Origin of the sequence: Acinetobacter sp. FDAARGOS_494 (assembly GCF_003812225.1) — a bacterium.
Classification (GTDB): Bacteria; Pseudomonadota; Gammaproteobacteria; order Pseudomonadales; family Moraxellaceae; genus Acinetobacter; species Acinetobacter baumannii.
Genome location: NZ_CP033866.1, coordinates 3,094,992 through 3,117,151 on the forward strand (window position 1 = coordinate 3,094,992; position 22,160 = coordinate 3,117,151).

Annotated in this window: 18 protein-coding genes; all 18 read left to right on the forward strand. The window is 36.7% G+C overall.

The genetic code is table 11. The features are described 5' to 3' along the window. Positions 1-463 precede the first annotated feature (463 nt). The 18 genes from EG365_RS15130 (at position 464) to EG365_RS15215 (ending at position 22,160) form a co-directional block, all read left to right on the forward strand. Positions 464-1,156 (forward strand): hypothetical protein, encoded by a 693-nt coding sequence (locus EG365_RS15130; RefSeq protein WP_000869709.1) that lies wholly within the window; start codon positions 464-466, stop codon positions 1,154-1,156. 16 nt (positions 1,157-1,172) lie between these two features. Beyond that, complete coding sequence (gene tssB, locus EG365_RS15135; RefSeq protein ID WP_001119042.1) at positions 1,173-1,676, forward strand: type VI secretion system contractile sheath small subunit; 504 nt, start codon at positions 1,173-1,175, stop codon at positions 1,674-1,676. Further along, positions 1,669-3,150: a type VI secretion system contractile sheath large subunit gene (tssC, locus tag EG365_RS15140; RefSeq protein WP_001066523.1), complete on the forward strand. Its 1,482-nt coding sequence runs from the start codon at positions 1,669-1,671 to the stop codon at positions 3,148-3,150. The genes tssB and tssC overlap by 8 nt, the downstream gene beginning before the upstream one ends. A 49-nt stretch (positions 3,151-3,199) precedes the next feature. Next, positions 3,200-3,703, forward strand: coding sequence for an Hcp family type VI secretion system effector (locus EG365_RS15145; RefSeq protein ID WP_000653195.1), 504 nt, complete (start codon positions 3,200-3,202; stop codon positions 3,701-3,703). A 79-nt stretch (positions 3,704-3,782) separates the two neighbouring features. Then, on the forward strand, positions 3,783-4,259 hold the full coding sequence (gene tssE / locus EG365_RS15150) for a type VI secretion system baseplate subunit TssE (protein WP_001047031.1): 477 nt from the start codon (positions 3,783-3,785) through the stop codon (positions 4,257-4,259). Positions 4,260-4,275: 16 nt separating this feature from the next. Next, positions 4,276-6,087 (forward strand): type VI secretion system baseplate subunit TssF, encoded by a 1,812-nt coding sequence (tssF, locus tag EG365_RS15155; RefSeq protein ID WP_000568832.1) that lies wholly within the window; start codon positions 4,276-4,278, stop codon positions 6,085-6,087. Next, positions 6,051-7,049: a type VI secretion system baseplate subunit TssG gene (tssG, locus tag EG365_RS15160; RefSeq protein WP_001190395.1), complete on the forward strand. Its 999-nt coding sequence runs from the start codon at positions 6,051-6,053 to the stop codon at positions 7,047-7,049. Before tssF ends, tssG begins: the two co-directional genes overlap by 37 nt. After that, the gene (locus EG365_RS15165) at positions 7,046-8,458 is read left to right on the forward strand and encodes a hypothetical protein (protein ID WP_000591882.1); all 1,413 of its coding nucleotides are present in this window, start codon (positions 7,046-7,048) and stop codon (positions 8,456-8,458) included. The genes tssG and EG365_RS15165 overlap by 4 nt, the downstream gene beginning before the upstream one ends. A gap of 30 nt (positions 8,459-8,488) precedes the next feature. Further along, positions 8,489-12,313 (forward strand): type VI secretion system membrane subunit TssM, encoded by a 3,825-nt coding sequence (gene tssM, locus EG365_RS15170; protein ID WP_000556914.1) that lies wholly within the window; start codon positions 8,489-8,491, stop codon positions 12,311-12,313. Between the two features lie 37 nt (positions 12,314-12,350). After that, a complete protein-coding gene (gene tagF / locus EG365_RS15175; protein ID WP_000557241.1) occupies positions 12,351-13,310 on the forward strand; it encodes a type VI secretion system-associated protein TagF in 960 nt (319 codons plus the stop codon). A 2-nt stretch (positions 13,311-13,312) separates the two neighbouring features. Beyond that, complete coding sequence (locus EG365_RS15180; RefSeq protein ID WP_001072410.1) at positions 13,313-14,080, forward strand: OmpA family protein; 768 nt, start codon at positions 13,313-13,315, stop codon at positions 14,078-14,080. 16 nt (positions 14,081-14,096) lie between these two features. Next, on the forward strand, positions 14,097-14,360 hold the full coding sequence (locus EG365_RS15185) for a PAAR domain-containing protein (RefSeq protein WP_000168112.1): 264 nt from the start codon (positions 14,097-14,099) through the stop codon (positions 14,358-14,360). 219 nt (positions 14,361-14,579) lie between these two features. Continuing rightward, a complete protein-coding gene (tssH, locus tag EG365_RS15190) occupies positions 14,580-17,261 on the forward strand; it encodes a type VI secretion system ATPase TssH (protein ID WP_002001416.1) in 2,682 nt (893 codons plus the stop codon). Positions 17,262-17,284: 23 nt separating this feature from the next. After that, entirely contained in the window at positions 17,285-18,379 is a 1,095-nt protein-coding gene (tssA, locus tag EG365_RS15195; protein ID WP_000020713.1) for a type VI secretion system protein TssA, read from the forward strand. Positions 18,380-18,395: 16 nt separating this feature from the next. Then, entirely contained in the window at positions 18,396-19,760 is a 1,365-nt protein-coding gene (gene tssK, locus EG365_RS15200; protein WP_000471445.1) for a type VI secretion system baseplate subunit TssK, read from the forward strand. Between the two features lie 17 nt (positions 19,761-19,777). After that, on the forward strand, positions 19,778-20,584 hold the full coding sequence (gene icmH / locus EG365_RS15205; protein ID WP_000083633.1) for a type IVB secretion system protein IcmH/DotU: 807 nt from the start codon (positions 19,778-19,780) through the stop codon (positions 20,582-20,584). A gap of 12 nt (positions 20,585-20,596) precedes the next feature. Beyond that, positions 20,597-21,199 carry a hypothetical protein gene (locus EG365_RS15210; protein WP_000046451.1) on the forward strand — a complete coding sequence of 201 codons (603 nt, stop codon included), beginning with the start codon at positions 20,597-20,599 and terminating at the stop codon, positions 21,197-21,199. Positions 21,200-21,206: 7 nt separating this feature from the next. Then, positions 21,207-22,160 (forward strand): M15 family metallopeptidase, encoded by a 954-nt coding sequence (locus EG365_RS15215; RefSeq protein WP_000972583.1) that lies wholly within the window; start codon positions 21,207-21,209, stop codon positions 22,158-22,160.

Here is a 22,160-nt window from a genome sequence, read left to right on the forward strand (position 1 = left end):
TAGGTAGACAGATTAGTCTTGACAATTTTATGGACTTTATGTAGAGCCTGTCTTTTTGTAAAGTGGGCTGTATCGATACTAATCAAATAGGATTAACTTAGATGTCCTTTATAATTAAATATTCTTAAGAAAATGTTTCATAATGCCTAATCTCATGATATTTAAATCAATTTTTAATTTTGTTTAATTTTTAAATAAACTAATAAAAATCAATAATTTATTTTTATTTACAAAAATTAACAATATTATTTTTTTATAAGAAAAACTTTATTAAGCTATATTTTATAGGCATCTTAACTATTAGCTTTTAGTTTAAGTTAATATGTTTTTTATATAAAATATGTTTATTTATATGTTAAACTGCGACTAAATTTTTTGAATATAAGGTTTTTATACTGATTTTTTAATATTCTAAAAATATTAACTTTTCGGTAAAGCCTTGAATAAATAAGAAAACAGAGGAATGAAAGTTGTGTTGAAACGAAGTATTTTGATACTTTTTTTGACTGGAAACATTATCGGTCTATCATATGCTCAAGCAGCAGAACTAGAGCCTGTAAAACTTAAAAAAAGTTGTATTAAGAAGAACCCTCTAGCAGAAGGCCAAAATGACCCTGAGCTATTGAATATTTTTAAACAAGTTTGTGATAGTGATAATACAACTCAAAAAAATGATTTATTAGCTAAAGCTGCTATGCGGTTTTATCAAACCAATCAACCAGTTAAAGCATTGAATTTAGCAAGTCAATTGCAAAGTCAAAATATACGCGGTTCATTAATCACAGATGTCTTATTTTTATCTGGTGTGAGCATTGCAAATAACTCATTGCAACAAATGCGTAATCAGGAAATGCGATATTTAACGAATGACATAACATATCCTCCTGCAAAGCAGTTAGTTGAAAATATTCATACTGCAATGCCGGCTCCTGATCCATCCAGTTTCAAAACTAACAACTCGGAAAGCAGTTCTACTGATAATGAAAAAAGAAATTATAAAAAACAGTACGCAACGCGTAATAAAGTGAGTGCCTCTAGAACATCAAATAAACGAGTAGTAAGTCCAGCAAAGGCCACCGCAGTCAAACCTAAAACTGCACCTGCAGCCACTGTCAATAAATCAAAAAGTTCGCCTTTTGACCCTTTAATTAAATAATCCGGAATAGAATCTTATGGCTAAGAGAGAAAGCGTACAAAAGAAGCTTCAGCGAATTCGACCTCCTCGTGTTCAGCTTACATATGATGTCGAAATTGGTGATGCGAAAGAAGCGAAAGAACTACCATTCGTTGTAGGTGTAATGGGTGATTTTTCAGCTGCATCTGAGCTTGAGCGTACAAAATTAAAAGATAAAAAATTCATTAATGTCGATTTAGATAATATTGATGAAGTAATGGAATCTCTGTCTCCAAGAGCTGCTTTTCAAGTAGACAATACGTTGACAGAAGAAGGCGGTAAAATGGCAGTTGATTTAACGTTTAAGTCAATGGAAGATTTTCGCCCGGAAAATGTTGTACAGCAAGTTGATCCATTAAAGAAATTGGTTGAGGCGCGTGAGCGTTTAACCGATTTAAGAAACAAAATTTCAAACAGTGAGCGTTTAGAAGATCTGCTTGATGAGGTTCTTAAAAATACTGATCAAATCCGTAAATTAAGTGCCGAGGCCGATCATGAATAATACTCAATCAGCAGCAATGCCACTTGTTGAAAATGAAGAAGTTAATCTTTTAGATTCGATTGTTGAACAAAGCCGTATTGCACGAAATGAAGAAGAACATTCTCGTGCTAAAAGCTTAATTGGTGAGCTTGCTAAAGAAGTAATGGCAGGGACCATTACTGTTTCTGAAAATATGACTTTATCAATTGATAAGCGTATTGCAGAAATTGATGCTCTGATTTCAAAGCAGTTAAGTCAGATCATGCACAATGAACAATTCCAAAAAATTGAGTCAACTTGGCGTGGTCTTTATTACTTTTGTCAGGAAACGCCTTCAAATCCGCTCATTAAAATTCGTATGCTTAATACGACTAAGAAAGAGTTGGTAAAAGATTTCCAAGGTGCTACAGACTTTGATCAAAGCACTTTGTTTAAGAAAATCTACGAAGAAGAATACGGTTCTTTTGGTGGTGCACCATACTCAGCATTAATTGGTGATTTTGAGTTTGATCGTACTCCATCTGATATGTATTTGCTTGAGCAAATCTCTCATGTTGCAGCGGCAGCACATGCACCATTTATTTCAGCTGCTAGTCCGAGCATTTTAGGCCTTGAATCATTTACAGATATTGATCGTCCTAGAGATGTTTCAAAAATCTTTGAAACCGCTGAATATGTTCAATGGCGTTCGTTCCGTGATAGTGAAGACTCACGTTATGTTGCATTGACTTTGCCTCATGTCTTGGGTCGTCTCCCATATCATCCAAAAGAAGGTACTGCGACAGAAGGCTTTAATTTTATTGAAGATGTTTCTGGTGAAAACCACAATGAATATTTGTGGATGAATGCAGCTTATGCTTTTGGTACTCGCTTAACAAATGCATTTGATATGCATGGTTGGTGTGCTGCTATTCGCGGTGTTGAAGGTGGTGGTTTAGTTGAAGGCTTGCCAGTACATACTTTTAAAACACAAGATGGCGAAGTGGTATTCAAGTGTCCAACTGAAATTGCAATCACGGATCGCCGTGAAAAAGAGTTAAGCGATCTAGGCTTCATTCCGTTAGTACATTGTAAAAATACAGATTACGCAGCTTTCTTTGGCGCGCAATCAACTCAAAAACCTAAAAAATATGACAATGATACAGCCAATGCAAACTCGGCTTTATCAAGTCAGATTCAGTACATCATGGCTGTTTCACGTATTGCACATTACTTAAAAGCAATGATGCGAGATAAAGTGGGTAGCTTTGCTTCTGCTGGAAATGTTGAAGCATTCTTAAATGAGTGGTTGTCACAGTATGTCTTACTTGACGATGGTGCTTCTCAAGAAGCAAAAGCTCAATACCCGTTACGTGAAGCGTCTGTAAAAGTTGTAGAAGATCCTGCTCAACCAGGTCACTACAAATCTGTGGTTTTCTTGCGACCACATTTCCAGCTGGATGAGTTGTCGGTTTCTTTACGACTTGTCACTGAGTTACCTCAGTCCTCAAATTAATCAAGGTCAGCTAAAGAATAACTTTAAATTAAAAATAGGAAAGTTCTAAATGAAAGATATATACGTTGAGTTTCGCGGTAAATATAAAGTTGATGGAGAATCTCGTGATTCTGAGCACAAAGGTTGGTTAGAAGTTAACTCTTGGTCTCATAACATCCGTCAACCTAAATCTGCTACTTCAAGTAGTGTAGGCGGCCACACTGCTGAACGTGTTGAACATTCTGACATGGTTTTCGTGAAAGACTTAGACGCAACTAGCCCTAAATTATGGGAAGCTTGTTCAGCTGGTTATACATTTGATGAAGTACAAATCGACTTCTATCGCGCAAATGGCGATAAACGTATCAAGTACTTACAAATCAAATTGAAGCACGTTTTAGTTTCTAGTGTGACTCCAACTGTTAACGAAGAAGGCGTTCCTACAGAAGCATTCGGTTTGAAATATGCTGCTGTTGAGTGGACTTATAACCAACAAGATATTAACGGTACTGCTAAAGGTGCTGTTACTAAGAAATGGTCACTTTCTAATAATACAGCTTCTTACGCAGCGTAATTATTTAAGTGAATATTTGGTGGAGGCTGACATAAAGTTAGCCTCTGCTGTCTTTAAATATACTTTGTTGTGAACTCGAATGAACTTAGATCGGCTTTATCCATACGGATTTCGTTCAACTTTATTTGATCGTTTAATTCCAGAAAGTGAAGATTATGCAAAAGGTCTTTCTATTCAGCAATTAAGAGAATCTGTAGCAAAGGATTTAGAAGATTTGCTCAATAGTCGGGTAGCAAAGTTAGATCATGTGATTGATGACTATCCACTTGTAAAAAAATCGATACTTCAGTTCGGGATTATTGATTTTGTGGGGCTTTCTACAGCCAACCCTCTGGATCGGGATAAAATTTGCCAATCCATTGAGCAATCAATAGCAGCTCATGAACCTCGGCTAAGACAAATACGGGTAGAGATGTTATTAGATGGACATAATATGGGCGCATTATGTTTAAGTATTCAGGCTTATCTAAATATTCACCCCTTATATGAACCTGTTGTATTTGATGCATTGTTAAAACCAACAACGCAGCAATATGTAATTTCAGCAAGAACTTAAGCGTAGTGGGTGTGTTGTGATAGAAGAGCTTTTACCGTTTTATGAAAAACAATTACAAGAATTTGGTCAACAATCTCGAGAATTTGCCCAAAAATATCCAAAAATTGCTCAGCGCTTATCTTTAAATCAAGAGCAAATTGATGACCCACATATTGAACGTCTGATTCAGGCTTTTTCGCTGATTGCTGCTCGAATCGATAAAAAACTAACAGACAGTTACGATGTTTTTACTCGTTCTTTATTTGAGGTGATGTTCCCTCAATACTTACGGCATTTTCCTGCGTGTTCAGTTGTTAGCTTTGAAGATATTAATAAGATTAAACAGCTTACAGAACCTCATCTTGTACCTCATCATACGGTTTTGAAATCTCGTAGTTTCAAAGGAGTACAGTGTGAGTTTAATACAACTCAAGAGGTTAAATTACTACCTATTCATTTAAGTGGTTTAGATTTTAAAACTACACCTAGTGCACATATGCACTTAAATCAAAATGCGACGTTGAGCCTTAAATTTGAAATTTTTAATAATGCTCATGCTTGTTTAACTGATGAGAAGCTTCCTATTTATTTGGATGCTATCTCTAATTTTCCTCTACAGGTCCTTGATAGTATTTTCAAAAAAGGAACCAGTTTTGCGGTTAAATATGGACAAACAATTGTAGAATTGAGCAAGAATCCATTTGAATTGATTGGTTTTGCAGAACAAGAAAGTTTATTACCGCTTGATCAACATACCCATCATGCTTATCGTTTGTTGATGGAATACTTTTGTTTCCCGGAAAAGTTTAGTTATCTTAAGCTCGATTTGGATTTTTTAAGGCGACTACCTCAGCATGTATCCGAATTTGAGCTTTTAATTCATTTCAAATTAAACTTAAATGATCAAGCCGTTGTTAGAAACTATTCTGAGCTAAATATTGCAAACTTTAAATTATTTACTACCCCCGTAATTAATTTATTTGAAAAATATGCTGAACCCCAGAAGATAGTTCACAAGCAATTAGAATATCCTTTAGTTACAGACGCTCACCATCCTGAATTTTATCAAGTATATTCAATACTTGAGATGAATATGGTGCGTGAAAAAACAAATCAGGAAGAAAGCTATGTTCCTGTTTTGCCTTTTTTTGCGATGAGCCATTACCACAATGATACAGCTCGCTTTTTTTACTCAGTAAACTATCAAAAGTTACAGTCCAATTTCGTTGAAATGGGCTATTCGATTATTTCTAAAAATTTAAATCCATTTTCAACGCGCTCAGATTTTATTAGCACTAAATTATTATGTTCAAACCGTGATTTACCTCATGAAGCACTGGGTCAGTCTAATAACGTATTAAATTTAAATGATAGTAGCTTGGCGAGACGTGCCATTGTTTTAAAACGACCTACAAAGCCTTATAAGTTTGAACAAGGCCAAAGTGAACAGTGGCGTGTGATCTCGCATCTTTCATTAAATAGCTTAGCACTTATGAAAGGGGATGCTGTTTCTCATGTTAAAGAGCTGCTGGCTTTATATAACTTACCGCAGTCAAAAGAAAACTATTTAATTATAGAATCAATTAAAAAATTAGAATTTTCTCTTACCCATAAACTCGTAGATGGCAAACCATTTCCAATGTTTGTAAGAGGAGTAAAAGCTGAATTACAAATTGATTCATCCGTATTTAGAGGGCATAGCTTATATATTTTTAGTCAGTTATTAAGTCGTGTTTTTAATTTAAAGGTTCAAATTAATAGTTTTGTTGATTTGGTGGTTAAGGATTATTCATCTCAGCAGGAGTTATACCAATGCAGTCAGAACGTTGGTGGCAAGACTCTTCTGTAACGGCTGAGTTGTTTCAACGCCCTAAGTCTTTTGAGTTTATTCAAGCAACACGTTTATTGCGTCATATGCCTGCCAATGACGCAGCTTTATCATGGTCTGACCATTTTAAATTTGAGACCTCATTTAACTTAAACTTTCCAGCCACTGAAATTGAAAGTTTAGAGTTAGTAGATGAACGTGTTCATTTAACAAACCTGATCGTTGGTCTGACTGGTATACAAGGTGCATTACCTTATACATATACAAATAAAATTAAGCAGGCTCCAAGGCAACAACGCGCTGAAACGAAAGAGTTTTTAAGCTTATTTAATCATAAGCTGACCAGTCAGTATGTAGAGTCAAGTATTACTTATCACTTGCCTGTGCGCTATGAAATTGAAAATAAAAATGATTATTTGGATATTCTCCATGCATTGAATGGTTATGTTCGCTCACAACATCAGCAACAAGACTTGGATGAATATTTCGCTGAATTTTCAGGCCTAATGCAGGGGCAAAATAATACGGTTCATGCTTTAAAGACGATGTTGAGTTGTATTTTTAAGCATGAAATTACAATTAAAGAGTTTGTACAGGAATCGTTTAAGTTAGCGGGTGATCAGCTAACCACTTTAGGCGGAAGTCAACCGAGCTTACTTGGTATTAACACATTTTGTGGGGAAACGATTCAACAAATTGATGGAAAAATTGAGATTCAAATAGGTCCGCTTAAGCGTCAGCAATATTTAAAATTTTTACCTCATCAAGAGCTTAGCTTAAAGCTCAAAAAAATCGTAGAAACCTGGTGCAGTCCAACTTTATCGATAGATTTAAGATTGATATTGGATGAGACTGAAATACAACCTGTTCGCTTAACTCAAGGCCAAGAAAGTGGTTTAGGGCAAGGCGCTTTTTTAATGTCTCGTAAGCCTAATACACATAACGATGAAACATGTTATAGCCTTATTGGAGAGCAAATATGATTAAAAAAATATTACTCTCATTCATCGCTATTTTTACAGTTGTTAGTGGAATTATCATTTTCTACTGGCGTGATGTTCAATATAACCCAAATAAAATCGACTTTTTCCTTTATTTTTTATTATTGCCAGCAATCATTACATTGGTGATCTTATCACCTTGGTTAATTTATAGTGTTTATAAAAGCTACAAAGAAAAGAAAGAGCAGGCTGCAAATCAAAGTCAAGATGATGATAGTCAAAAATCATCTGCTGCAATTGAACAACCTCTAGAACAGCTGGATTTTAATGTATATTCCGCTTTTGCTATACATGCCCTAGGCGAGAATGAAACTATTATTGAAGAAATACAAAATTTTAAAAGTCCGGAGCTTGATGAGCAATTGTTGAATTCGTATGGATTGCCTCTTTTATCTTATCGAATTAAAGATTTAGCTGAGACAAATGATGAGGATATTCAATACGCTGCTTCACCAAGACAAGTTCGTATCATGTCTTTAATCAGGCAACAACTAGAACAAAATATAGAGAATTTGTATCGCTTGGCTGAACATTTAAAGCGCTCAATTTTATTTTATGAATCTCATCAGATCCGTGAATATCATATGCATCCTGCATGGGTCGATCCAAATAGCGAATATGAAGATGTGGAAACACCCGTAGTTGAAGTACACCGTTTAAATCGACTGAATTTGCATATTTTTCTTCCAGAAGATTTATTACATGTTTGGAATGATGAGCAAAGTAATGATCTGATTTTAGAGTTTTTTACTGAGATTGGTATTATTTCCCAAAAAGTTCATATCGAATATCACTTTTTGGGTGAGCGTGTAGCTTATCAAGAATTTATTCATTTATTAAAACGCATTCAAAAGAAAGAGCATGAGGTATTTCTCATGCTGGCTGTCGATTCAGAGATTGATCAAGATCTTATTGATGAAAAATCATGGATGGTCAAAGATTATATTCCGGCTGAATTTGCTGCAAGCTGCCTCCTTGCGGACCCATCATTAAAAATCGAAGAACTCGAACCGGCTAAAAACTTAAAAATTGTGGTGGGCCAAGAAAAAGCAGCCAAAGTTCTTCATACGCTGAACTTAAATGAATTACCGCAGTATGAGGGAGATGAGCCATACGTACTTATTCTTTCAGACCAGACAGATATAAAAACAGCGAAGCAATTACAGCAGCAGTTTGCACAAACATCTGTTGAACCACATCACTATATTTATGTGAAATCTTCATTGGGGCATACCCAGCATTTAGTTGATATTTATGGCTTTATGCTTAGTATGCATTTTCCTGAACATATCGTTCCTTTTGTCTTTGGAGAAAATACAGTGTCAGCACATACATTTGTGCAGAGTGTCACTGAAAATTCAGAAGATGATGCGATGGTGTTGAATAGCTAATTTAAACTTTGAACTTAGAACGAGAATAGAATGCATACAATTTTAGGCTACTTGTGGCAGTACATCACGAATCCTAAAGCAATTATCGCCTTGTCATTGTTCGTGGCATTGATGTCTTCCTATACTTCAATTCCTCGCCATATATTTTGGGCTTTAGCATCTGCATATGCTTTAGGGCTCATCGCTTATGGAATTTATTGGCTAATTCAGCGTAAAAAGCATGCTGTTCAAGGTGAAGAGCTTGCACAAGCGATTGAAAAGGATACCCAAGCAGAGTACGGCAAAAATAAAGATAAAGAAGAGCTGCAACTTATTAGCCAACAAATGAAAGAATCTATTCAATTGATTCGTAAGTCAAAGTTAGGCGATAAAAAGGGGAACGCAGCACTATATGAGTTGCCATGGTATATGGTCATTGGTAACCCAGCTGCTGGTAAAAGTTCTGCGATCTATAATTCTGGTTTAAAGTTTCCTTTTGAAGAAACCCATCAAAAAATGGTTTCGGCTGGTTTAAGCGGTACGCGTAATTGTGACTGGTTTTTTTCGACTGAGGGTATTTTACTCGACACCGCTGGACGTTATTCGGTCTATAGCGAAGACCACTCTGAATGGTTAGGCTTTTTAAATATCTTAAAGAAGAACCGTTCTAAGGCTCCAGTAAATGGTTTAATTCTTATTGTTAGTATTGCTGAGCTTGTTAGTCAGAGTCCTGAACACTCATTAAAGCTTGCGAAAAATTTACGCGCTCGTATTCAGGATTTAACCGAACGTTTAGAAGTGGTTGTACCCGTATATCTAGTCTTTTCAAAAATGGATTTGATCGCGGGTTTTACCGAATTTTTCGAATTCTATGAAGCACAAGAATATAATCAGGCGTGGGGCGCAACACTACCATATGAGCAAAACTCTTCTCATAATGCTGTAGATCTTTTTGAGAAACACTACAATATTCTTTATGACGGTTTAAAAGGGGTCAGTTCAACTCATCTTAGCCGTCGACATTCTCAAAATATCTCACCTAGTGTGATGACTTTCCCATTAGAATTTAAGACATTAAAACCTGCATTAAAAAGTTTTATTGCGACATTGTTTGAAGATAACCCTTACCAGTTCCAACCAGTTTTCCGTGGGTTTTATTTCACAAGTGCTTTGCAAGAAGGCGTAATAGAAAGTCCAATGACTGAGCAAATTGCACAGGAATTCCAGCTTTCCCAAATTGCTCAAAGTGAAGTAAAAGATCAGCTAAAAACAACGCCTAACCATGGTTATTTCTTAAAAGGCTTGTTTTCAGATGTCATTTTAAAAGATAAAGATCTGGTTAAACAGCATGTCAATACAAGCAAAAAGCGTCAGCGTTATATTGCATTTATTGGTGCTTTAGCAGGCGTATCCATTATTCTCGGTGTGTGGGTTTGGTCATATCGTAATAATCAACAACTTATTGCCGAAGTTCAAGCTGATTTGAATAAAGTTGTTCAATTGGAAAAGAGTTCAGGTCAACAATTGTCGACTCAATTAGAGGCCTTACTTATCTTGCAAAGACGTCTACAACAGTTAGACGAATTTGATGAAAATAGACCACTAAAATTTAGTTTTGGTTTATATCAAGGTAATGAGCTACGTGAAAAATTAAAAGCTGAATATTTAAAAGGTGTTAAGCAAATTGTTTTGATACCTACACAGCAAAATATTGCTCAGTATTTGCAACGTGTAAAAAATAACGAAGCAACTTTAAAAGCAAATCATACCAATGTTGAGATCAAGCAAACTGCTCAAACTCAGCAATATTTAGAGCCTTCGGATACCAACCCTCAAGATGCTTATAATGCTTTAAAAGCATATTTAATGATGAGCAATCCACAGTATATGGATGCAAGTCACTTAAGTGATCAGGTAACGCGTTTCTGGCGTTCTTGGCTTGATGCCAATAAAGGGCAGATGCCACGTGCAGATATGATCCAAGAAGCTGAGCAGATCTTATCTTATGCAATGACATTGGCAAATGATAAACAATTCCCGATCTTGGATGCTGACTCTCAACTCGTGGATCAGACACGTCAAGTATTGCTCTCTGTTATTAGAGGTATGCCAGCACGTGACCGTGTTTATAATGAAATTAAAATGCGTGCTGCTGTGCGCTTTCCAGCTTTAACTGTAAACCAGATTGTAGGTGACGCAAATAAAAATATTGTATTGGGTAGTTATGCATTACCAGGGGTATTTACTCAAAAAGCTTGGAACGAGTATGTAGAAAAAGCAATTGAGGAAGCAGCAGACAAACCTACGGATACTAAAGACTGGGTGCTTAATAGCCGTCAATCTGATGATTTAACTTTCTCAGGTAGTCCAGAGCAAATCAGAAAGCAGCTTACTGCATTGTATAAACAAGAATATATTGCAGAGTGGAGAAAATTCTTAAGTGGCATTCACTATGCAAAAGCAACTCAGTTTGCTCAGCAAGTTAAAAATATTGATGTATTGGGCGAACCACAAAATTCACCAATTCGCATGCTTATTGAACGCGTAGCCATTGAAACAAACTGGGATAATCCGGTTGTTCAAGCAGAGTTAGCAGCGCCTCAAAAAGGATTTATTGCATGGTTTAAACGTAAGGTTTTAAACCATGATGATAAACAATTAGCAAATCAGGCTGTAACGAATGCTCAAGGGCCTATTTCTCAAGAATATCAAATGTTCTATCAATTGGTTCGTAAACGTGATGATCAGCAAGGTAAATCTTTGCTTGATGAATATATGACGAATCTTGCCTTAGTACGTAGTAAGTTTAATGAACTTAAGAATGCGGGTGAGATCGGACCGAATGCGATGACATTGGTTAAGCAAACTTTAAATGAGCAGACATCGGTATTTAACCAGACTCAAAAAATTGTAGATGAAAAGATGGCGGTTGGTTTCAGTGAAATTGATCAGCAACTTCTACAAAAATTAGTGGTGAGTCCACTTACCCAAGCCTTTGAAAGTTTAATTACACCTACTCAAGATGAAATTAATAAGCTATGGGTAATGCAAGCCTATCAACCATTTACTGCAAATCTTGCTAAGAAATATCCATTTAACTCATCAGCTTCTTTACAAGCAACAAGTAGTGAAATTGGACAAATTCTTGGTGAGAACGGCAGTATTTCCCGTTTTGTTAAAGAGAGTTTAGACCCGTTTGTTATCCGCCGCGGTTATACCTTAACCTCCAAAACATGGAAAGATTTGGGGATTAGTTTAAACCCACAATTTGTTATGAACTTCCAACGCTATGTTGCACCTACAAATGGAATGGCAACAGGTGAGTTAAATAGCCAAGCACCAGCTGCTCCGGCAACTAATCAGTCTAACTTCCAGTTCTACCCAATTCAAAACCCGCAGTTACTTTCATATACCGTTGATATTGATGGTCAGCGTATGACTTATGAAAATGGGGTGCAGCAATGGGTTAACTTTATTTGGCCAAATCAAGGCAGTATTCCGGGTGCTCGTATTACGGCTGTAGATTTACAAGGTCAAACACATACCATTTTTGATGAACCAGGCGAATACGGGATTAACCGTTTAATCGATAGTGCACAGCGTAAAGAGCAAAACGGTGGTTTTGAAATGCTTTGGCGCAGTAAGACAGATCCATCACTCTTTGTGAAAATGAACTTCCGTCTTATTAGTAGTAATTCAGGAAGTATCGGTTCAAGCCGTGGCTACTCTGGTATGCAACTGGTTGACAAAGTAACTGCGGATAAGGCTGCTCGCGTTGTATCCGCACAGCAAGCACCAGCTCAGGCAGCTGCTCCTGCCAAAACTGAAAATCCAGTTTCTGCACTAGCACAACCTGCTGCGGGAGTTAAGCCATGACATGGAAACTAACCTCTACATTCAAGGAGGAGCATTGATGCATACATTAAAAACAACTCCTCTGTATTACGGGAAAAGCCCTGCACGTGGTGACTTCTTAAAGACAAAAGGTCAATATGCCTTAATACAGGTACTTGATCAGTGGATAACAGAAGCATTGGAATATGCAATGCAGTCAAATATGTTCAAAGAAGCATATAGCAAGTTGCCTTCATTGGATTTCTTTATTGCAAATCCACAAGAGAACATGTTCTTGGCTGCTAATTTGTTGGCGAGCGAAGACAGTTCAGGTCGAGCTTTTCCGATGGTACTCAGTCATTTACTTGAGATTGATTTACCATATGAAAATTTACTATATGCACCTTATAGCTATAAGCATGTCTTAGTTGATTTATTTCAAAATAATCGTGCATTAAGAGGGATTAAAGATTCTGATTTATTATTTGGTAAGCTAAATCATTTACCAAATCAAATTCAGGTTTTATCTGAACGTGAATGTGTAGGTTTTTATGAAAATCATACCATGCATTCATTTGCTCAGTTAATGAAGCTAAGTATTTATGAGTTAGCTCAAAGCATGATTGGTTTAGGATTACTACTACAACCAATTTTACAAAATGGGACTAGCCGTTTAAATAAAGTCTTGATTCTACCGATTAATAATCCTGCTTATTGTTATGAAATAGCGGCATTCTGGGTCAGTATTATTTGTCGGTTTTTAAAACAGCATAATACCGAAGTATTAATTGGGTTGTTACATCGGGAGCAGCCAGTATTATTCTTTGGTTTTCAGGGTGCTGATATTTTAGCTCTTAGCGATATTTTTACTCAGAATATGGATAGCAAACATTGGGTTTCTTTAATACAAGCTCAATGGATTGATACTTATTTGGAACAGAATGCTGGTTTAGCAACGCTAGAACAATCTTTATGTCAACGCCAATTAAGTTTAAATCAAGGTTTAAAACTATTTAGACAGACTTTTTTGGGTGAATAACAATGAATCAAAAATATCAAATTAAACTTTCACAACTTATAAAAGGCTGTTTTATATATGCAATTGCGAATTATGCTTTAGCACAGCCTATAGTTGTAGAAGGTGTAGTGCCAAATGAAGCAAGTAAACAGGCTATTTTAATGAAAATGCAGTCTGTTTATGGTGCAGATCAGGTTGTCGATAAAATACAAGTTCGACCAGTTGCCGCTCCAAATGGATGGAGTGACTCTGTCACACGAGTGATTACACCTGATCTTAAAAAAGTTTCTCAGGGTAAGTTAAGTGTTAATGGAACCCGATTTGAACTGACCGGGAAAATGCTAAATCCGACAGAAATACAGCCAACCATTCAGTCTTTTCAGAGTTTGGTACAGCCTCCATATCAATTATTTTCCCAGCTTTCTGTAAATCAGGCTGAGCAGAAGATTATTGATGATGCTTTAAAAAATCGAATTATTGAATTTGAATCTGGTAGTGCAGTATTAACTGAAGCTGGGCAAAAAATTCTTGATGAAATGGCTGTGGCTTTAAATAAAGTGGGCGGGAAAAAAGTCAAAATTGTGGGGCATACCGATAGTTCTGGTGATGCGACCAAAAACTTAAAACTCAGCCAAGATCGAGCTTTAGCAGTTAAAAATTATTTAATTAGTAAGAATATTCCTGCTGATCATTTATCTACCGAAGGTTTAGGTTCATCTAAGCCTGTAGCGGACAATACTTCTGCGGAAGGTAGGAAGAAAAACCGCCGAATTGAGTTCACCGTTTTATAGGGATAAGGAGAAGAATATGGCTAGCCCTTACATTACGATTGGATGCCCAACGACAGGTGGAGGGCAAGTCATTTCTGGTAATAGTGCATTTTTAATTGAGGGAATCGCAATTGCATGTGTAGGTGATAAAGCAACTTGTCCGGCGCATAAAACGGTTTCTACGATTGTTTCCGGTGACCCAAATATGCAAGTGATGGGAAAAGCAGCAGCAAGAGTAAATGATTCATTATCGTGTGGCTGTAAATTATTACCGAAACAAAGTTTGGTTAATCAAGGGTAGCAGAGGGTATATCTTTTTTTCTTAAATGTTTAAGTTAAAAAGATATGTGTACTAATTAAATGATCTTAAATGGTATTAGATTTTTTATTCAGATATAAGAAATCGAATAAATCATATTAATGATTGTAATGCTGGGTTATTTGTCGGATAAAGCTAAATTTTGGTAATATACGGGCATTATGATTTTAAGTATTAAATTATTTAAAAATATTGAGAGTAATGATGAGTAGTTTAAAAATTTTAATTACAAAACTTTCTACAGCTGCACGCACTGCTTTAGAAAAATCTGCTAATGCTTGTGTTCTTCAGCAAAACTACGAAATTGAAATTGAACATTTATTTTTAGAGTTACTTAATCAGCCTTTAGAAAACGATTTAAAAATTTTATTAAAAAAATATAAAATCTCAGCCGATGCTTTAGCAGATGATTTAAAAGAAACAATTTCTCAATTACCAAAAGGTAATACACGTACTCCAATTTTTGCTAAATCAATTGTTCGTTTATTTGAACAAGCTTGGTTATTGGCTTCAGCAGAACAAAATCCTGTCATTCGTAGTGGTCATTTACTGGTTGCATTATTAACTGCACCTGACCTCTATCAAATTGCAACGAGAGCTTCGAGTTTATTCGATCTTTTCCCGATAGACTCAATGAAACATAAGTTTCTCGAAATTTGTGAAAAAAGTGTAGAACAACAAGAAGAATCAAAAACATCTTCACAAGCAGATGAATTAGAACAAGCCGTGACTCCAACTGCAAAAACTCAAAAAACACCTGCTTTAGATCAATATACAATTAATTTAACTGAAAAAGCGAAGAATGGTGGGATTGACCCTGTTATTGGGCGTGAATATGAAATTCGTTTGATGCTCGATATTTTAATGCGTAGACGTCAGAACAACCCAATTTTAACTGGTGAGCCAGGTGTAGGTAAAACAGCTGTAGTTGAAGGGTTGGCTTTAAAAATTGCTCAAGGTTTAGTTCCTGAGGCATTAAAAAATGTACATTTGCATGTTTTAGATATGGGGCTTTTGCAAGCTGGGGCAAGTGTTAAAGGTGAATTTGAAAACCGTTTAAAGCAAGTTATTCAAGAAGTCCAATCATCGGCTCATCCTATTATTTTATTTATTGATGAAGCACATACGCTTATTGGAGCTGGTGGCCAAGCGGGGCAAAACGATGCTGCCAATCTTTTAAAACCTGCACTTGCACGTGGCGAGTTACGTACTATTGCTGCAACGACATGGGCAGAATATAAACAGTATTTTGAGAAAGATGCTGCATTGAGCCGCCGTTTTCAGGTGGTAAAGGTTGAAGAACCGACCGAAGAAGTTGCTGTAGATATGTTACGTGCAATGATTCCTGTAATGCAAAAGCACTTTAATTTACAAATTGATGATGAAGCAATTGTAACGGCTGTACATGCCTCTCATCGCTATATTAGTGGTCGTCAACTCCCAGACAAAGCAGTAAGTGTTCTTGATACTGCGGCAGCGCGTGTAGCTTTGACCCAAAATGCACAGCCAGTCAAACTTGATCAATTAAAAGCACAAGAACATAACTTAAAGCTTGAGCAACAGATTTTGGAAAATGAACACCGTCAGATTCCAATACATCATGAAAGATTAGAAAATCTGAAAAGCCAACTAGAGTCATTACAAAGTGAGATCCAAGAGACTCAGGAACAATGGCAAAAAGAATTAGAGCTAGTTCGTAAAATTCAGGAATTAGAAGCGCAGAGCCATTCTAATGAGTCTGAAGCCTACGATCAGATTAATTTAATACGCAAAGACCTTGCTGATATTCAGGGACAACAGCCGTTAGTTTTTGAGCGAGTAAACTCTCAGATCATCAATGAAATTATTTCTGATTGGACTGGTATTCCTGTTGGGAAAATGGTCAATGATGAAATTAAGCAGATTTTAACGCTTGAAGATAAATTAGGTGAGCGTGTAATGGGGCAAGATTATGCACTTACACAATTAGTTCAAGGGATTAAAACTTCAAAAGCTAAATTAGAAGATCCAAATAAACCTCAAGGGGTGTTCCTTTTAGTTGGACCTAGTGGGGTTGGTAAAACCGAAACTGCTTTAGCCTTGGCTAATGAGTTATATGGCGGTGAACAGCATTTAATCACGATTAATATGTCTGAGTATCAAGAAGCACATACTGTCTCTTCGCTTAAAGGTGCTCCTCCAGGCTATGTGGGCTATGGTCAGGGTGGGGTTTTAACTGAAGCTGTACGTCGTAATCCTTATAGTGTTGTGTTACTCGACGAAATTGAAAAAGCACATAGCGATGTTCAGGAGTTGTTCTATCAAGTATTTGATAAAGGTACTTTAGAGGATGGTGAAGGGCGCGTTATTGATTTTAAAAACACGACAATCTTATTAACTTCAAATACGGGCTCGAGTGCAATTATGCAGGCATGTTTAAATCAGCCTGTAGAAGAATGGCCTACCGCGGAAGATTTAATCGAACATTTAAAACCGAGTTTATATAAACAGTTTAAGCCAGCCTTCTTAGGGCGTATGAGAGTTGTGCCATATTTCCCATTGCATGATGATTTATTGGTTCGAATTATTAAACATAAATTGGGCAAAATTACTGCTCGAATTGAAAAACAATATGGAACGGAAGTTCAATATTCAGATGACTTGGTCGAGTTGCTACTCAGCCGTTGTACTGAAGTGGATAGTGGCGCCCGTAATGTTGATAACATCTTAAATTCTACAGTTTTACCTGCTTTGGCAACTGAAATTTTAGTGGCGTTAGCAGATCAAAAATTGCCGAAATTGATCATGATTGATGCAAAAGATGACGAGATCCAATATTTACTAGATCCTGTGGCGAAGCCTGCTAAAAAACGGACTAGTAAAAAGTTGAAATCAGAAGTTTAAAAATTTAATAGAGCCAAAATTAGATGAGTATTGATATTTCTGAACTACTTAAACCCATTAATGACAGCTTGCTTTGTGGTGAGGATTATTCATTTTCTAATGAATTTCACGAGATAAAGAAAGCCAGAACACAGGATGATCTATTATTAGATCAGGGGGATTGGGTTGCTGAACGGAAGCAGGCAGATTGGGACTTTGTTGCGAAGAGTGTAAGCACTTTGCTCATTGAAAAAACCAAAGATATCCGTCTATTAACTTGGGTAATAGAAGCCTGGACTCATCTAAATGGTTTTGAAGGCATGGTAAAGGGAATCACTTTAACTCATACCATGCTGAACCAATATTGGCAGGATATTCATCCGATTATTGAAGATGATGATTTGGATCAGCGTATTGGTTTATTACAAGGTCTTATTAATCAGTTGCCAATGCTGTTGAAGAAAGTACCTTTAACCAATACAGCTCCTTATTATAACTTGCTTGATTACGATAATTTTCTATATCACGAAAATATACGCCGTAAGCAAACAGAAGAGTACGAGAGTCAGTCAGGTCCATCTGAATTAGAACAATTTGATCAAGCGATCTTTAATACCTCTAAAACCTTTCAATACTCAAATTATCAAGAGTTTAATTCGGTTTTAACGGAGTGGAATGTTTTAAAACAGACACTCGACCATTTAATGGGATTAGATTCACCGAGTTTTGCTGCAATTGATTCTGCATTTGAAACAATACACAGCACTTTACGTAAAATTTACAAAGCAGAGGCTTTTGGTACTGGGCTTGCGCCGAGCCAAGAACAGGCCGCTGTCATCACGACACCGTCTATGGAAAATCAAGTGCCTGTACAAATCGTATCAGACCAGCCTATGTTTCAGCCACAAGCACAAACTCACTTGGCCAATCGCGAGCAAGCAATGAAAGTGCTGCAAGAAATAGCTGATTATTTTCAAGCAAATGAGCCACATAGTCCTGTGAGCTATATGCTCCAAAAGACCATTAAATGGAGCCAAATGCCGCTGCATGAATGGTTAGCACAAGTGATTAAAGATGAGCATCCATTGCAAATGGTTCAGGAAATGTTAGGTGTTCAACCTAAAAATGAATATGAATAAAGATTGGTAAAGAGATATGTTTAAAGCTGAAAAAGTCCTGTGGGGTGAAGGTTTATTTTTAAGACCTCAACATTTCCAGATTCAAGATACCTATCATGAACAACGTTTAAATCATACGGTTCGTGCTGTTGTTCCATTTTCCTATGGCGTTCAAAAACTTAGTTTTGATGAAGCACAGTTAAGTACGCATATTCTTGCACTTGAATCGGTAGAAATGATTTGGCAAGATGGTGAAATATATCAAGCGCCTGCTTATGACTTATTACCTGAACCTATTTTGCTTGATGAGCTTAATTTACGTGGTGAAATGGTCATCTATTTGGCATTACCATTATTACAAGCCAATAAACAAAATTTAATCGATCAAAATCAATCACAAAAGGGGCGCTATCAATCACATTTGGTTGAGACCCATGATCTGTTCACAAACGCGACAGAGGCTGATATCAGCTTATTACGTCGTCGAGCTGTGTTTAAATTATTAGATGCACATAGTAATCCTGATCATAATTTAGATGGTTTCCTGTATTTGCCAATAGGCAAAATTAAACGTCAGAGTTCAGGTGCTTTTGAAATTGACCGCAAATTTATTCCGCCCATTTTGCATGTCGATGCATCTGAGACCTTGGTTTCAAATTTAAAAAGAACCTTGAATGTTATTAAGGCAAAAATTAAAACGATTCAAACCAATAACCGAGAAAATGAGCAGAAATTAATTGAATTCCGTTCAGGTGATATCGTTTCGTTTTGGTTGGTAAATGCTTTAAATACTGCTCATGCTGGTCTGAGCCATTTCTTGCAATATCCGCAAATTCATCCGGAACGATTATTCTTTGAATTGCTACGTTTAGCAGGTTCATTATTAACCTTCTCGACAGCTTATGAAGTTGATCAGTTACCTGCATATAAACATCATAATTTGCAAGAGAGTTTCACCCAGCTCGACACAATTTTACGTGATTTACTCGATACGATTATTTCGAGTCGTTACATCAGTATTGCCCTTAAAGAAATTCGCCCTTCATATTGGGTGGGAAGTCTCGAAACCGATAAGATTACTCGAGATACCAGACTTTATATTGCTGTATCAAGTAGCGTGATGCAGACCCATGAGTTGATTCAAATCGTTCCTCTACGTTTTAAAATCGGTAGTACTTTAGATGTTGAACAACGTGTTGTTGCAGCATTACCAGCAATTCCATTACACCACTTAATCCAAGTTCCAACTGCTATTCCAGTACGTTCGGGTGTGAGCTATTTTGAAATCGAACTGCATCATGAACTCTATCAACGTATGTTGGATTCAGAAACGATTTGTATTTATGTTCCGGCTGGATTCCAAGATATCAGTATTGAGCTGATTGCGGTCATGAACGCTTAAAGATAAAGGAGAGAAAAATGTCACAATCTACAGGTGCTCCTTCTTTACTTGACGATGGGCAAATTGGGACAGGGGGGAACAATAATAGCCAGTCCCAAGTAAAATTACAGGCAATTAATCTGATTGATTTATTGCATGATGGTTTTTACTTAATCTTTTTAATTCGAAATCAGTATGTGCCAGCTGATCCACAGCGCTTTCGTGAAAAAATTCTAGATTTGCTTAATCGATTTGAGCAACAAGCGAAAAAGTTACAATTTTCAGCTGATGATATTCATGATGCTAAATATGCGTTTTGTGCGCTAATTGATGAAACGATCGTAACCCAGCAAGACCCAAGCTATTTTAATTTACAAAATTCTTGGTTAATTAGTCCATTACAGTTAAGCCTGTTTGGTTCACAGTTAGCGGGTTATCAATTCTTCGAAATTTTAGAGCAACTACGTAGTCGTGGAAAAGATCGATTAGCTGCTCTTGAAGTCTTCCATTACTGCTTATTATTAGGTTTTCAGGGTAAATACCGAATTGAGTCAATTGAAAGCCTTAACCATTTGGTGGCACGAGTAGGCGATGAAATTGATTATCTGAAAGGGAAAAAAGTGGCTTTTTCGCCATTCTCGGCAATTCCTGATCAGATACGAAATATTATCCATCGTGAGTTACCTTTTTTCTGGATTTTGATTTTCTTATTGATTTTTGCATTACTTACCTTTGCAGGTTTAAGATTTATGCTTAACAATCAAAATGATAAAGCATTATCTAATTATCAAAATGTGATTTCTGCCCCACAAGAGCAGGCACATATTACAATTTACTTACCTTGATGATGGAAAGAAATGGCTCAGGAAAAACCAACTTCTATTCGAGTTTTGCAATCGAATAAAAAAAAGTCGAGATCACCCGTAATCTATATCATCATTGGTATTATTGCAGGTGTTTTTGTAAGTATCTCACTGTTCCTGTTCTTGTCTCAACCGTATTCATCCGACCCTACAAGTGTTGAGAGCAAATCGAATCAAGATCAGGAGCTTGACCAAGTCTTGATGACTAATTCTTCTGCACATGACCAAGCAGTAAGTGATCAGCAAGAGCAAACTGATCCGATGAGCCATGATGGTTTTGAGCAACCTAAAGAGAATGAGTTAAGTAACATTTTTAAGCCTGCTCCTCATAAAGAGGCCGAACCTAACCCACAACGTGTTTCACCTTTTGATGCACAGTTAACAGGTGAACAGGTTGTACCTAAGCAACAGGCTGTAGCTAAACCTGTACAGCCAAAACTACAGGTAGTTCAGCAAAAACCGGCTACCCAGACGAAAGTGGTTCAAGCCAAACCCGCTGAGGTAAATAAAGCTCCGGTTGAACAAGAGGCTGATGTGGAACCACCTAAAGCTTCGGTTGATATTAAAATTACACGAAGTCCGTTTGCTGTGAATTAGTTAAGTCATGATGATTTTTCTAATTTTCTTTTGTTTTGCTTGCCTTGCTATAGGGTTAGCATTTTTGATGTCTTATGAGTTAAGAAATAAGGGTAGAACATTTGTTCTATCTTTATTACCTCAGGGGCGTCGGCAGCTAAATCAAGTTAGACAATTTGCTCAAACAATGAATCAGGCTGCGGCTCCTGAAAAACTACAATCACATTGGCATTTACAGCAATGGTGGATTGTAATCGCAGGATTTTTTTTATTTGCCAGTATTTTAATTTTTGCTTTTACTCGCCCAATCAGTTCAACACGAATTGAAGCCGAGTATCTTAAAAAAACTGATCCGCAAATTTATGCATTATTAAATGGAGAAATATTATCGCCTCCACCTGAAGTAGATGAAAGCCTGATTGAAGCTGCAATTGTTGAAGCAACTCAGTTAGAGCAGCAATATGCTTCTCAAGAAAGTGGTGTTATAAATTCTTCACCAATTGATAATACAAGTTTTGATGGCCGTGCGATTTTAGATACGAGTTTAGTCAACCGTAAGTGGGATAAAATGAACCCACGCTATAAGCAGCGTTTGCTTATGGTCTTTAAAATTATGAAAGAACAATATGGTTATGAACTTGTTTTGCTTGAAGGTTATCGTAGTCCAGCACGTCAAAATATGTTGGCAGGCAATCCGAATACAACCAGAGCAAAAGGGTATCAAAGTTATCATCAATTTGGTTTAGCGGCAGATGTGGCCTTTAAGCGAAACGGTAAAGTTGTTATTTCTGAACGTGACCCATGGGCTATGCAGGGTTACCGCCTATATGGGCAAGTTGCTGAGTCTGTCGGGCTTACATGGGGTGGTCGCTGGAAATCTATACAAGATTATGGCCATACAGAATATCGAATGCCAGGCTTGAAGAAAACTCAAGAAATGGCGGAAAAGCTGATTGCCGAAAGCTTAAATGACATCAGTTAA

What these genes read in the sequence shown, in the direction of transcription:
- EG365_RS15130 (WP_000869709.1), top strand. Translation starts at nt 464, where the DNA reads ATGAAAGTTGTGTTGAAACGAAGTATTTTGATACTTTTTTTGACTGGA.
- tssB (WP_001119042.1), top strand. Translation starts at nt 1,173, where the DNA reads ATGGCTAAGAGAGAAAGCGTACAAAAGAAGCTTCAGCGAATTCGACCT.
- tssC (WP_001066523.1), top strand. Translation starts at nt 1,669, where the DNA reads ATGAATAATACTCAATCAGCAGCAATGCCACTTGTTGAAAATGAAGAA.
- EG365_RS15145 (WP_000653195.1), top strand. Translation starts at nt 3,200, where the DNA reads ATGAAAGATATATACGTTGAGTTTCGCGGTAAATATAAAGTTGATGGA.
- tssE (WP_001047031.1), top strand. Translation starts at nt 3,783, where the DNA reads ATGAACTTAGATCGGCTTTATCCATACGGATTTCGTTCAACTTTATTT.
- tssG (WP_001190395.1), top strand. Translation starts at nt 6,051, where the DNA reads ATGCAGTCAGAACGTTGGTGGCAAGACTCTTCTGTAACGGCTGAGTTG.
- EG365_RS15165 (WP_000591882.1), top strand. Translation starts at nt 7,046, where the DNA reads ATGATTAAAAAAATATTACTCTCATTCATCGCTATTTTTACAGTTGTT.
- tssM (WP_000556914.1), top strand. Translation starts at nt 8,489, where the DNA reads ATGCATACAATTTTAGGCTACTTGTGGCAGTACATCACGAATCCTAAA.
- tagF (WP_000557241.1), top strand. Translation starts at nt 12,351, where the DNA reads ATGCATACATTAAAAACAACTCCTCTGTATTACGGGAAAAGCCCTGCA.
- EG365_RS15180 (WP_001072410.1), top strand. Translation starts at nt 13,313, where the DNA reads ATGAATCAAAAATATCAAATTAAACTTTCACAACTTATAAAAGGCTGT.
- EG365_RS15185 (WP_000168112.1), top strand. Translation starts at nt 14,097, where the DNA reads ATGGCTAGCCCTTACATTACGATTGGATGCCCAACGACAGGTGGAGGG.
- tssH (WP_002001416.1), top strand. Translation starts at nt 14,580, where the DNA reads ATGATGAGTAGTTTAAAAATTTTAATTACAAAACTTTCTACAGCTGCA.
- tssA (WP_000020713.1), top strand. Translation starts at nt 17,285, where the DNA reads ATGAGTATTGATATTTCTGAACTACTTAAACCCATTAATGACAGCTTG.
- tssK (WP_000471445.1), top strand. Translation starts at nt 18,396, where the DNA reads ATGTTTAAAGCTGAAAAAGTCCTGTGGGGTGAAGGTTTATTTTTAAGA.
- icmH (WP_000083633.1), top strand. Translation starts at nt 19,778, where the DNA reads ATGTCACAATCTACAGGTGCTCCTTCTTTACTTGACGATGGGCAAATT.
- EG365_RS15210 (WP_000046451.1), top strand. Translation starts at nt 20,597, where the DNA reads ATGGCTCAGGAAAAACCAACTTCTATTCGAGTTTTGCAATCGAATAAA.
- EG365_RS15215 (WP_000972583.1), top strand. Translation starts at nt 21,207, where the DNA reads ATGATGATTTTTCTAATTTTCTTTTGTTTTGCTTGCCTTGCTATAGGG.